The sequence below is a fragment of the Rhodohalobacter mucosus genome, from assembly GCF_003150675.1.
GTDB lineage: Bacteria > Bacteroidota > Rhodothermia > Balneolales > Balneolaceae > Rhodohalobacter > Rhodohalobacter mucosus.
This window is the reverse complement of sequence record NZ_QGGB01000001.1, coordinates 56474-69402: the sequence shown is the minus strand read 5'-3', so window position 1 is coordinate 69402 and position 12929 is coordinate 56474. Positions and strand designations below refer to the sequence as shown.

Sequence of the window (12929 nt, the reverse complement as noted above, 5' to 3'; positions counted from 1 at the left end):
ACCTTCTATTTGGATTGTACAAGTAGATGGTACCCCATGAGTGCTATCAGCAATAAATCAGGATTCTTTCTGCCCTGTCAATGAATTTTTCAGAATCACGATAATCTCATCCAGCGATAGCTGCTGCTCGTCACTCTCCTTCATGTTTCGTAAAGTAAACCGGTTCTCCCTGAGCTCATTATCACCCACAATGAGGGCATAGTGTGCATTCTCCCGATTGGCGTCCTTCATCTGGGCCTTCATCGACCGCCCCATGTAATCCATGGTTGCGGATATTCCGCGGTTCCTAAATTGTCGCAGGCTGGAAAGTCCCCACCTGCGCGCCTGATCACCCAGTGTTACCACATAGAGATCCACATGCTTTTCCGTACCCAGGGGGATGTCAAGCTCTTCACAGGCGATCATAAGCCGCTCCATACCGGCAGCAAAACCTACGGCCGGCGTAGGCTGTCCGCCGATCTCCTCCACGAGCAGATCATAGCGTCCGCCACCAGCCAGGGCATCCTGAGCACCCAGATCGGGACTGATCAGCTCAAATGCAGTTTGTGTATAATAGTCCATTCCCCGAACCAGGTATGGATCTTCCTCAAAAGAGATGTCCAAATCACCAAGATACTGCTTCACCCGGTCGTAATGCGCTTTCGACTCCTGACTCAGATAGTCGGTAATGAGGGGTGCGCTTTCAATGAACGGACGATCTTCTTCCTCTTTCGAATCGAGTATTCGCAGCGGATTTTTTTCAAATCGTTTTTTTGAAACATCGCTCAGTTTGTCAAAATGAGGCTTCAGGTGGCTTTTCAGCGCATTTTTATAGGCTTCACGGCTTTCAGGATCACCGATTGAATTCAGTTTTAGTCTTGTATTTTTGATCCCGATCCTGTTGTAGATATGAATCATGAATGCGATGACCTCTGCGTCGGCAACGGCATCGCTGCTGCCGATAATCTCTACGCCGAACTGGTGAAACTGGCGCTGACGTCCTTTCTGCGGCCTCTCTGCGCGAAACATGGGTCCGATGTAGTAAAGCTTCTGCGATCCGCCACGCTGATCCAGATGATGCTCGATGTATGCACGCACAACCGGCGCCGTCAGCTCCGGCCGAAGTACGTAGTTATCATCCCCGCGACTGAATGCAAAAATCTCTTTTGAGACGATATCGGTAAGCTGGCCCAGGCCCCTTACAATCAACTCAGTCTGCTCCATGATGGGGGTACGAATCTCCTCAAAATTAAATCTGTGTGCCTCTTCACGGATCAGTTCCTCAAGAAATTGCCATTTGCGGACATCGTCCGGCAAAATATCCACCATTCCGGCATGTGTTGTATAGGTAGGCTGAGCCATGTGTTCAGTTAATCAGTGTATCGGTTAACGGTTTTAAGTGAGAAGAGAAGATACGAGTGATAGGGGAGAAATCGTATTGACTCTTGAGTACCTGGATTAAGACATGGTATGTCTGTTCGACCCGGATATTGGTTTCAAGATCGAATCCGGTTTCCGCCGCGGATCAACGGCTCAGCACAATACAGGCATACCATGTCTGCGATAGACCTGAGATTCCATACTCAAGACTCATGACTAATGCCCTTAAAAACCACTTGCTTTCTGAATGAATTATTCAATTATTAGGACGATGGAATCTATAGTCTGTATTTATGGGTGATGAACGCGTAAAATTACCGGAGTCGAAAGAGCAGTCACAGCAATTTCTTAAGTATCTGCTGAGGGATGTACGTGCTATGCGCAAGATGCTGGACGACGGCTGGTTTGAGACTGATAATGTCCGTATCGGGGCGGAACAGGAGCTTTGCCTTATTGACAACTATACAAGGCCTGCTTCACGTGCAATGGACCTGTTGCAAAGCATTGACAACCAGAGCTTTACTACCGAACTGGCACAGTTTAACCTGGAAGCAAACCTGACCCCCCTTCTCTTTAAGGATAAATGCCTTTCGAGCATGGAGACTCAGATTCTGCAGAAACTGGATACTGTGCGCGATGCCATTAATAAACTGAATGGAGATATTACCCTGGTTGGAGTGCTTCCAACCATTCGGAAATCGGATTTGAGCATCGACAACCTGACCCCGCTTCCGAGGTACCGCGCGCTCTGTGACGCGATCAATAAGCTTCGCGGTGAAGAGTATGATCTTCGGATACAGGGCACGGATGAACTGCTAATGAGGTTCAATACACCGCTTCTGGAAGCGTGCAACACCGGGTTTCAGGTGCACCTGCAGGTGAGTCCCGATGAGTTCGTTCAAAAATATAATCTTGCACAGGCAATTGCGGGCCCTGTACTGTCTTGTGCTGTCAATTCTCCCTTGCTCTTCGGCAAGCGGCTTTGGGCAGAGACCAGAATTGCGCTTTTCCACCAGTCGGTCGATACCCGCAAGGTGGGGGATCACCTGAGAGACTCAAGTCCGAGGGTTACATTCGGAAACCAATGGCTCAAAGAGAGTATCCTCGAAATTTATCAGGAAGATATTGCGCGTTACCGTGTCATTTTAAGCTCCGATATTGATGAAGACGTTGATTCAATGATTGAAGAGGGTACGGTTCCGGAGCTCCGTGCATTGCAAATTCATAACGGTACCGTGTATCGTTGGAACCGGCCCTGCTATGGTGTGAGCAATGGAAAGCCTCACCTTAGAATTGAAAACAGGGTGTTCCCTTCCGGACCCACGGTGACGGATGAGATAGCGAATGCGGCTTTTTGGCTTGGCCTGCTCAATGGAATGGGAGATGTATATGGGAATATCTCTGACACCATGGATTTTGACGATGCTAAAATGAACTTTTTTGCGGCCTCCAAACTGGGACTGGAAACGAAGTTCCGCTGGATCGATGACAAACGATATACGGCTGTGGATCTGATCTGTGAAGAGCTGCTTCCGATTGCCGTGGAGGGCCTTTTAAAAGCAGGGGTAGACAAGGGCGATGCGGACAGCTATCTTGATATAATCGGTGAACGTACGGAAGCCGGCCGCACTGGAAGCTATTGGATGATTAAGTCTTATAACTCTCTGAGTAAAAAAGTGTCGAGGGAGCAGGCTCTTACGGCCCTTACGAATGCAATGGTAAAAAACCAGAAGAAAGGAGAACCGATTCATAAGTGGGGCCTCGCCAAAGTGGACGATATGGAAACCTGGCAGCCTTCAACTCTCCTGGTTGAGGAGTTCATGACCACGGATCTCTTTACCGTTCAAAAGGATGATATTCTGGAACTGGTTGCGAACCTCATTGAATGGCGCCGAATACGGTATGTTCCCGTGGAGGACGACAGCAAGCATCTTGTGGGTTTGGTAACAATGCGAATGGTATTCAGGGAGTACAATGATATCATACATCAGAAAACAGATGGAAGCACATCGGTTGATGAGATCATGATCAAGAATCCTATTACCATTCACCCTGAAGCTTCCATACTTGAGGCGATTGAAATCATGGACGAGCAGAAGATAGGGTGTCTACCGGTTGTGAAAAATAACCGGTTGGTGGGCATCATTACCGAGCAGAACTATATGACAATCACAAAGCGTCTGCTGCGATTGCTCGATAAAAAGAGATTGCAGAAATAAACCGCATCAGGAGGAGCAGAAAAAAATGGGAAACCAAAATTTAGCAATTGCCAAAGATCCGGAAAGCAGAAAATATTTTCTGAAACACCTTCTTCACGATGTGGAGGCAATCGAAAAAATGCTCCGCGACGGTATGTTCGAGACCGGTGTTACCCGAATCGGGGCAGAGCAGGAATTTTGTCTGGTCGACAGGCACTTCAAGCCGTCAAAAAATGCATCCACCGTTCTGCATATCATTGACGATAAACACTTTACGTCGGAGTTGGCCAGGTATAACCTGGAAATCAACCTGGACCCATGTGAGGTTTGTTCCGACTGTTTTTCGAAGGTTGAAAAGCAGCTTATTGAAATGCTAGGACTTGCAGAAGAGGCGGCATCTTCGCTGGATGAAAAAATTATTCTGACCGGTATTCTGCCTTCGATTGATTTCAGGGCGGTTCAGCTTGATTATCTTACTCCCAAAATACGCTATCGGGCGCTCGCGGAGATCCTCTCAGAACTTCGGGGTGAAGAGTTTGAGATGAATATTACAGGGGTGGATGAACTGATTCTTCGTCACGATAACATCCTTTTTGAAGCCTGTAACACCAGCTTTCAATGCCATCTACAGGTGCAGCCTGACGAGTTCGCCGATATGTACAACTGGGCTCAAATGATTTCGGGACCGGTTCTGTCTGTCGTTGCAAACTCTCCGCTTCTGTTGGGAAAGCAGCTTTGGGCAGAGACCAGAATCCCGTTATTTCAGCAAAGCATCGATACACGCGGTAAAGTGTTCAACTTTCGGGAACGCGAGCAGCGGGTTACCTATGGAAACAGGTGGATTAAGGGTCTGGGGGATGTCTTCAAGAATGACATTGCAAGACATACCCTGCTATTTTCCACTAAAATTGAAACCGATTCACTTGAAACCCTGAAAGCGGGCGGTATTCCAAAACTTGAAGCACTTCAGCTCCATAACGGAACCATTTATAAATGGAACCGGCCCTGTTATGGCGTGGGCGGCGGTGTTCCTCACCTTCGCATTGAAAATCGTTATATGCCATCAGGTCCCACGGAAAAAGATGAAATTGCGAACCTGGCCTTTTGGGTCGGTATTATGAGCAACATGCCCGAAAATTACAGGGGGAACTGGGATAAGCACTCATTTGATGAAGCAAAGGAGAATTTTTATAAAGCGGCTATGTGGGGCATACAGAGCGGAATGGTATGGGAGGGAGAACTTATGTCGGCCAAAGCTCTCATTCTGGACAAGATGCTGCCGCTTGCAGAAGGTGGACTAAAAAAGCTTGGGATTGATGATAAAGAAATTGAGAATTATTTGTCTGTGATAGAGGGCAGAACCAGAACGCATATGACCGGATCGCGATGGATTGTGACCAGCTACCGGAATTTTCGGGAACATTTTGACCGTGAAGAAGCAACGGTTGCGCTAACGGCGGTGATGGATGAAATGCGTAAAACAGGCAAGCCGGTTTATGAGTGGGACGTTGCCGGAAAAAAGAAGTCCGATTATTTAAAAGTGCGTTATGACATTGTGAGCAGCGTCATGACCACGGATCTGGTGACGGTGCAGGAGAATGATCTTGCAGAATTGGTCCAGAAAATTATGGAATGGCGAAATATACGGCACATGCCCGTGGAGAGTTCGAAAGGGGAACTGAGAGGAATTATAACAAAAAAGCGGCTGAATGATTACCTTAAGAAACATTCAAACGATCCGTATATCGTAGCATCAGAGATTATGGAAGAAAATCCGGCTGTAATCAGCCCGGATGATGATCTCAAGTATGCGATGCTGCTGCTTCTTGATAAAAAAGTAAGCTGCCTCCCCGTCGTGGAAGATAACCGGCTGGTGGGTATTATAACAGATCATGACACCCGTGAAATCTGGGAAAAAATGAAGCATCAGAATGATTAAGAGTTCTGAAACAGACTTACCACAAGCGACTATTTCAAAAAGAGTTCGAAGTATCGGGGCAGGAAAGCCCGGATATCCCGTTGTTGTTTTTTTTGTCGGGATACATGGAAATGAACGTGCCGGGGTGGTTGCCATACAGAATATTCTGGAGGAGTATATGAATTCCGGAATTGAGCCTGATGGAAAAATATATGTCATTACAGGTAACCTGGAAGCACTGGAACGGGGTGTGCGCTATGTCGATACGGACCTGAACCGCCTTTGGGAAAAATTCAATACTGACCAGGATTTTACCGAACTGGCTGAATCCGGGAAATCCCTGCCGTCTGAATACTTTGAGAGTCTCGAAATCAAGTCGGAGATTGACAATATTCTGCATGCCCATGAACAGGACCGGCCGGATATCCTATTTGCCGACCTCCACACCACCTCTTCTGAAAGCTGCGCATTTATTTTGCTGAACGACACCCTTGCCAATCGGGAGCTTGCACAGAAATTTCCTGTGCCTCAGATTTTGGGAATAGAGGAAAATATACACGGAACACTTCTTAGCTATATCAACAACCTGGGATGCCGCGCCATCGGTTTTGAAGCGGGTGCTCACAGTTCGTTCGAATCCATAGAGCGAAGCAAAGCGTTTATCAGACTCCTTCTGCACCATATCGGCCTGGTCAAAGCCGGCTATCCCGATCTGGAGCAGTACGAAATCGAAATGGTGGACAATTCGGGTATGCCCAATTCCTATTACGAAATCAGATACCACCATTACATTGAGGATATAAATAACTTTAACATGTATCCTGGATACAGGAACTTTGATACCGTTGAGAAAGGTGAACCGCTTGCTATAGATGAGGGTGAGGTAATTAAAGCGCCGGAAGAGGGTCGAATCTTTATGCCACTCTATCAGAAAAGCGGAAATGATGGTTTTTTGATTATTCGTGAAGTGTCACCGTTCTGGCTCACATTTTCAGCCTGGCTCCGGGACAGCTCGATTCACAGTCTTCTTGCCTATCTGCCCGGAGTTACCCGCTCAGATAAGCAGGAGTTCATAGTGAACCTGGATATTGCACTCTTTTTCGTGAAAGAAATTTTTCACCTTCTGGGATACAGAGTCACCGAAAAAGACCGAAGTACGCTTATCTGCTACCGACGGTAGGGACTCACCCCTGACCTCCTCTCAGTTCGACTTCCAGCTTCTCTGCACGAGAAGCAGCAATCTCAAAAAGCTTTCTACTTTTCCCTTTTCACTCTATCTTCCAACCCACTTTTCATTCACCACATCCGATCTGAATGCTCGATTACCGTTTTGTTGATGGCACACGACTCACATCCGTGATTGAATCGCTTATTTTTGCAAGTCCCGAACCCATATCCTGGGAAAAGCTTTCGGAGATCGTAAAAGAAAGTGAGGAAGAGCTGGAACTTGACCGGCCCTTAATTGAGAGGATTGTGGAGCAGCTCAACGGACGGTACGAAGAGAACGACCTCTCGTTCCGGATTGAAGAGACCGGAGGTGGCTTTACCTTCGTAACCCAGCCCCGTTTCCATCCCTGGCTAAGTATTTTTCAGCACGAAAACGCATATCGCAAGCTGTCTCAGCCCGCTATTGAAACGCTTGCTATTGTGGCTTACCGGCAGCCGATCACCAAACCGGAAGTGGACCAGATTCGGGGTGTGGATTCAGGATATATCCTTCGTCAGCTGCTCGAAAAAATGCTTGTGAAGGTCTCGGGACGCGCTGATTCGCCCGGAAAGCCACTTCTGTATAAAACCACAACGTACTTTCTGAAGCATTTCGGGATCAATGCGGTGGATGAGCTTCCCAAACCCCGGGAGATTGATGAGATCCTGAAGGACGACGACATGGCGGAACACCGGCGGCTGCTCATGGAGCGACAGATGGAGCTCGATGAAGATGAAAATGCGGATGAAATAATTGAAGAGTATATCGAAAAATTCAGGGCAGAGGCGGAAGGTGTGGATCTTGATGATGTCGCGGATGATGATTTTGCCGAGTCTGGGTCCAACCCTGCAGCTGAAGCTGAAGCCGAAGATGATGCAGGACAAGAGGAGCGGGATGAAGAGAACAGGGAAAAAAAGGGAGGTGATTAGGACAGCGACCTGCCGAAAAATGGCAAGTAGGTCAGGGTTTATTTAATTGGGACAATAAACATAGAGTGCCCCCAGTCCAAAGTGCCGCAGCGTCGGTTCATACCCGTCTGCTCCATCAAATGAAGAAGAATGAGCCCGATCCTTGCACCTGTTTCATTAAAGTGTGTATATTAATACACACTGAATATGTAAATGATTTAAATTAAATTGGCTGAAAAGAGTATCACCGCTTCTATTTTATGGGACCGATTCGGGCTGAGCGTGTCCACCATTTGTGCCGTTCATTGTCTGTTTTTCCCTGTCCTGATCGCAATTTTACCTGTGGCTTCTGCCACGTTCATGCACGAGCTGGCCCACCCCATCTTTGCAGCTCTCATAGCGCCTACGGTCTACTTTGCATCCAGACGAAGCCACTACGACAAAAAGATCACCGGCCTGCTTATGGGCGGTTTTGCTTTGATCCTGATCGGATGGCTGGTTGGCCACTACCTTATCGGCCTTTGGTTCGAAACCGGAGTGACCGTTGCAGGAAGTATTGTATTGATATGGGGGCATTGGTTAAATTACAGGCATCATCGTACCTGTAACATTGCATCACATAAACATCATCCGGTTGCAAGCGATCCGGATAATCAGCAGGAGAAACCATGAAACGGCTCAATTTTACGCTCGACAATGCGACCGTCGACCTTCTGGACAAGTTGTCGGAAAAATATTACAAAGGAAACAAATCGCTGACGGTACGAGCAGCACTTGAGAGCCTGGCCGCCCACCAGGGGCATGACGGCTGGGTTATCACAGGCTATACGCCGATACGCATGGACCATGAGGTAAGCTGCCACTCCTGCGGCACCGAACATTCTGAAGGCAATGTTCTCTTCAAGCCCGTGTTTGAAAAAGGAAACAGCCCGGAAGCCATCGAGCACATTCCAAGCGAAGAGTGGGTTGAGTGCACCAGGTGTGTTGAACAGGCCCGATAAAGCAATGCTGAGCCTGGGAGCCCTGGATTACTACGTTTACTAAACGTCACTATCGATGACCGAACTTGAGCTGCACATAGAAGATTTGCAGATGATTACCGAAAGCAAAAGAAACCGATACTCAACGTAATGAGACTTGCGATTTTGCAGTAGCTTCAAAGTTTTAAAATCTAAACTAATATCTGTCTGATGAAACGATACTTCAATAAACTTGCCTCAATAATCACCGTTTTATTTCTGGTTTCGGCCTGTGCAGCTCCTCAACATACAACAGAAACAGTCCGGCAACAGCAAACCCTCTCCCAGGAGGCACCGGCCTCAACGCTGCCCGAATTTGAGCCTGTTGAATCGTCTATCCTGGACAACGGCCGCATGTGGACATTCGAGTACGCGCCGGTCGACTATTTTGCCGAGACCTATAATTTCGATCCCGACAGTGCCTGGTTTGAGCATGCCCGAATGAGCGCGGTTCGGATCCCCGGATGCTCCGGCTCGTTTGTGTCAAATATGGGGTTGGTGATGACCAACCATCACTGTGCCCGAAGTTCAATTACCCAGATCGGTATGGAAGGGGAGAATACTCTTGATAATGGATTTTATGCATCTACACTATCTGATGAGCGCAAAATCGAGGATTATTATGTAGATCAACTTGTTGAAATTCGTGATGTAACGGATCGGATTTTGAGTGATGTGGATGCTGTTCCGGTTGAAAATCGGGCAGAAGCACGTCAGCAAGCTATCAGCAGGGTGCAGTCTGAAATCAGCGAAGAGGTGGCTGAATATGGAGACCGTCAGGTTCAGGTGGTTTCTCTTTTTAATGGCGGTCGTTATTCCGCGTACATTTTCCGACGTTTTACGGATGTGCGAATGGTGATGGCGCCTGAACTGCAAATTGGTTATTTCGGCGGCGATTCAGATAATTTTACCTATCCGAGATACAACCTGGATATGACGTTTTACCGCGTATATGTGGATGATGAACCCTATCAGCCGGAGTTTTACTTTCCATTTTCTGAAACAGGAGCGGAAGAAGGGGATGGTGTTTTCATGATTGGCAACCCCGGGCGTACAACCAGGCTCAATACGGTTTCTCAGCTGGCTTACAGCGGTACATACGACCTTCCGTTCAGGCACAGCTTGTTTACGCGACTCATCGAAGGTCTTGAGGCTTATTTTGATTATGCTCCCGAATCGCCCGAAGCTCAACAGCTAAGAAATACCATTTTTGGCCTTAAAAACTCACAAAAACTGCTTAGCGGACAAATTGAAGCCCACAATAATGAATATCTGATGGGACGAAAGGTTGATAACCAGCAGAAATTTCGAGACGCACTTAATGAGTCGCCTGAGCTGCGCGACACATATATACCTATCATTGATCGTATTGCGGAGATTCAGGAAGAGAAGGCTGCACTTGCGCCGTACCCGTATATAACGCTTGGAATTGCTCCAAACTCTATTGCTTCTGCCGCAATACTGCAACGCGGTTATTTTTACGCCATGATGGAGCAAATTGAAGATAATGAGCAGAGAAAATCATCGATTCTTAACCAGATACAAAACATCCAGGACAAACCGCCATTTCTGGAAAAGCAGTTGATCATATCTCACCTTAACTATCTTGCAGATGGTCTCGGTACTGACCACCCATACCTGATGAAGATTACAAACGGGCAGGATTATGAAACTGTGGCTGACAATTTGATAGAGAATAGTGGCTTTGCGACTGCAGAAAAAACAGATGAACTACTTGAAAGCAGTGAGTCAGCATCATCAGATCCGGCTGTAGCCTATTTCAAAACATTCGGGGAGACTCTGTTTGAGAACATCGAACGCTTCAGGGAACTGTCACAGGAAGAAAGTGAGCTGCAAACGAGACTTGGCCGCGGTTGGTTCGCCGTTTACGGAACATCGATTCCGCCTGACGCAACCTTCTCGCCCAGAATTCAGGATGGTGTAGTGAACGGATATGAATATAACGGAACCGTAGCACCTGCTTACACAACGTTTTATGGTATGTATGATCGTCATTATTCACACACAGGCGAGCCCGAGTGGGACTTGCCGGAGCGATGGGCAACTCCGTCTTCATCACTCGATCTTTCTACGCCCGTAAACTTTGTCTCCACCAATGATATCATCGGCGGAAATTCGGGATCACCGGTAGTAAATATCGATCTTGAGGTCGTTGGATTGGCATTCGACGGCAATGTGGAAAGTATGGGGTCAAGTACCTTTATTCTGGACGATCGCAGCGCACGTGCCGTTTCTGTTGACGTCCGCGGCATGCTGGAATCCCTAAGGAATGTCTATAACGCCACCCGGATTGTGGAAGAGCTGGAAAACGCCAGAAACTGATTCGATAATTTTTAACTATGCTCTCCTGTAAAAGGGATACTTTTTTTTGAGGGCTTTGCATACCTGTGCTTTTTGTAAGTACAGGATTTTGATTGCCGTAAAAACTGAATGGCGGTTTGAAGATCCAGTATCAGTATACGGGATGAGGTTTGATGAGGTTTTGCAAAGCCCTCTGCAATGCTAATCTACCGATATAAATAAACCCCTCCGCTTCGTCCGCCTAAAAGCTGCTCCATATCGCCATCACCATTCAGGTCGGCAAACCTTGGGGTGATAAATTGTGTGGAGACCACATGAAAGGGCAGTGGCTCTTTTTGAAAAACGGCTTCCTGCGGATTACCGGTATTTCGGTAGAATTGAACACCCTCCTGCTTGGAACCAAGAAACAGGTCCAGGTCGCCGTCAGCATCAATATCATAAAGGGAAGGTGCGCTACGGTGCGTTACTTCTACGTTTGAAAAGGCGTCTTGCTCCAGTACAAACCCGGGGTTTTCAGGTGTTCCGGTATTTCGGAAAAAGAGTAAACCTCCTCCCGATTCGCCCACTAGCAGGTCCAAATCTCCGTCCGCATCAATATCTGCAGTCACCGGAACGGCGTTGCTTCCCCTTGGAAGCTCAGCGAGTGTTTCCTGTGCCAGATCAAATCCCGAGCCGTTGTTGCGGTAAAGCGCGATATTACCTTTCCAGTTGCCTAAAATGAGATCGTCCAGTCCGTCTCCGTCCATGTCGGCCAGTGCCGGGGCGTAGTGGTAGGCGTCCGGAAAGTTGAGTGTACCGGCCAGATGAAATTCGGGTGCGGCAGCCGTGCCGCGGTTTTCGAGAATGTAAACATAAGAGGAGCGCCGGTCCGAGGGGTCAATCTTGTTTGCCAGCAGGATGTCGATATCCCCGTCTCCATCGATGTCTCCGGCTGCGGGGATCGACTCCTCCCCGATGTCGATCATTGTGAGAAATTGTTCACTTTGAAGTGTGAAATCACCGTTTTCCTGTTCAAAAAAGAGAAAATTCTCGGCCGTGGTTTCAATGGCGTTGTAGGCCCCGCCAAGCACGCCCAGGAAGAGATCGGTATCACCGTCGTTATCCCAGTCGGTGAGAGTGGGGGCATTGTAGCCGCTGGTGCTGGCAGGATTACCGATCGGAAACGGACGCGGCTCGTTCTGAAATCTCGGATCTCCGCAGCTGCCCTCATTTTCGAGCAGCAAGATGCTGGGCTCAAAAAAATCGCCCCAAAACAGATCCTGGTCGCCGTCTCCATCGATGTCCTGAAACGCCATGCTGTTGGCTCCGTGCATGGTGCCGAACTGTTGTACGATCTCAATGTTCTCAAACCGGTCGGTCACAAGTTCAAATTGCGGCACTCCCTCATCATCCAGTCCGATCGATTCATACCGGGTCAGCGTACCGTCAAGACGGCCTATAAAGAGGTCCAGAAAACCATCACAGTCGATATCGGTAACATTGGGAATATTTTGCCGGTCGGAAAAGATCGGTTCGCCGTTTACATCACGGAGAGAATCGCGCGCAGGCACGAAGACGGGATTTTTCGCTGTACCCTCATTTCGATAGTACCGAATGTAGCTGTAGGGCTGCTCGGCCAATAAGTCTGGGTCTCCATCCTGATCCAGGTCCACAAACCGAAACCACTCTCCAACACTCAGATCCAAAAACTCGTCACTCCTCCAGACCAATGGGAATCCTTCTTCAGTTTCAGCATATTCAAAAAAGATCACCTCGTCTGTGTTCTCCTGCACAAAGAGATCAGTATCGCCATCCCCGTCAATGTCCGTAAACTGCGGACGGGGGGCATTGAAGCCACCCATAAATGGAAAAGAGATCCGGTCTCCTTCCGAATTAAATACCGGGTAGGCGGTTACGTCTCTTATAAATTGATCTTCTGGCTCACCTTTTTGAAGTGGTCCTGCAGACCGGCATGCCGTGAAGAGCACGAACGCAGCCATCATGAGCATACAAAACCTT

Annotated in this window: 9 protein-coding genes; 7 read left to right on the top strand and 2 right to left on the bottom strand. The window is 48.0% G+C overall.

Annotated features, from left to right (window positions below):
* Positions 1-57 precede the first annotated feature (57 nt).
* A complete protein-coding gene (hisS, locus tag DDZ15_RS00250) occupies positions 58-1341 on the bottom strand; it encodes a histidine--tRNA ligase (RefSeq protein WP_109643681.1) in 1284 nt (427 codons plus the stop codon).
* Positions 1342-1652: 311 nt separating this feature from the next.
* On the opposite strand from hisS, the gene DDZ15_RS00245 reads away from it, so the two are divergent.
* From DDZ15_RS00245 to DDZ15_RS00215, 7 genes are all read left to right on the top strand, one after another.
* Positions 1653-3578, top strand: a complete 1926-nt coding sequence (locus DDZ15_RS00245; protein WP_109643679.1) for a CBS domain-containing protein — start codon at positions 1653-1655, stop codon at positions 3576-3578.
* A 25-nt stretch (positions 3579-3603) separates the two neighbouring features.
* Complete coding sequence (locus DDZ15_RS00240) at positions 3604-5496, top strand: glutamate-cysteine ligase family protein (RefSeq protein WP_109643677.1); 1893 nt, start codon at positions 3604-3606, stop codon at positions 5494-5496.
* Positions 5489-6655, top strand: coding sequence for a succinylglutamate desuccinylase/aspartoacylase family protein (locus tag DDZ15_RS00235; RefSeq protein WP_109643675.1), 1167 nt, complete (start codon positions 5489-5491; stop codon positions 6653-6655). The genes DDZ15_RS00240 and DDZ15_RS00235 overlap by 8 nt, the downstream gene beginning before the upstream one ends.
* Before the next feature lie 134 nt (positions 6656-6789).
* Complete coding sequence (gene scpB / locus DDZ15_RS00230) at positions 6790-7611, top strand: SMC-Scp complex subunit ScpB (RefSeq protein ID WP_109643673.1); 822 nt, start codon at positions 6790-6792, stop codon at positions 7609-7611.
* A gap of 207 nt (positions 7612-7818) precedes the next feature.
* Complete coding sequence (locus tag DDZ15_RS00225) at positions 7819-8262, top strand: MerC domain-containing protein (RefSeq protein ID WP_158278565.1); 444 nt, start codon at positions 7819-7821, stop codon at positions 8260-8262.
* Complete coding sequence (locus DDZ15_RS00220) at positions 8259-8591, top strand: hypothetical protein (protein WP_109643669.1); 333 nt, start codon at positions 8259-8261, stop codon at positions 8589-8591. Before DDZ15_RS00225 ends, DDZ15_RS00220 begins: the two co-directional genes overlap by 4 nt.
* A 189-nt stretch (positions 8592-8780) precedes the next feature.
* The gene (locus DDZ15_RS00215; RefSeq protein ID WP_109643667.1) at positions 8781-10952 is read left to right on the top strand and encodes a S46 family peptidase; all 2172 of its coding nucleotides are present in this window, start codon (positions 8781-8783) and stop codon (positions 10950-10952) included.
* Between the two features lie 185 nt (positions 10953-11137).
* Here DDZ15_RS00215 and DDZ15_RS00210 read toward each other — a convergent pair whose 3' ends face one another.
* Positions 11138-12913, bottom strand: a complete 1776-nt coding sequence (locus DDZ15_RS00210) for an FG-GAP repeat domain-containing protein (protein ID WP_158278564.1) — start codon at positions 12911-12913, stop codon at positions 11138-11140.
* Positions 12914-12929 lie beyond the last annotated feature (16 nt).

Bases quoted from the DNA above. Each gene is read 5' to 3' on its own strand.
- scpB (WP_109643673.1), top strand. From the start codon at position 6,790: ATGCTCGATTACCGTTTTGTTGATGGCACACGACTCACATCCGTGATT.
- DDZ15_RS00245 (WP_109643679.1), top strand. From the start codon at position 1,653: ATGGGTGATGAACGCGTAAAATTACCGGAGTCGAAAGAGCAGTCACAG.
- DDZ15_RS00210 (WP_158278564.1), bottom strand. From the start codon at position 12,913: ATGATGGCTGCGTTCGTGCTCTTCACGGCATGCCGGTCTGCAGGACCA.
- DDZ15_RS00220 (WP_109643669.1), top strand. From the start codon at position 8,259: ATGAAACGGCTCAATTTTACGCTCGACAATGCGACCGTCGACCTTCTG.
- DDZ15_RS00240 (WP_109643677.1), top strand. From the start codon at position 3,604: ATGGGAAACCAAAATTTAGCAATTGCCAAAGATCCGGAAAGCAGAAAA.
- DDZ15_RS00235 (WP_109643675.1), top strand. From the start codon at position 5,489: ATGATTAAGAGTTCTGAAACAGACTTACCACAAGCGACTATTTCAAAA.
- DDZ15_RS00215 (WP_109643667.1), top strand. From the start codon at position 8,781: ATGAAACGATACTTCAATAAACTTGCCTCAATAATCACCGTTTTATTT.
- hisS (WP_109643681.1), bottom strand. From the start codon at position 1,341: ATGGCTCAGCCTACCTATACAACACATGCCGGAATGGTGGATATTTTG.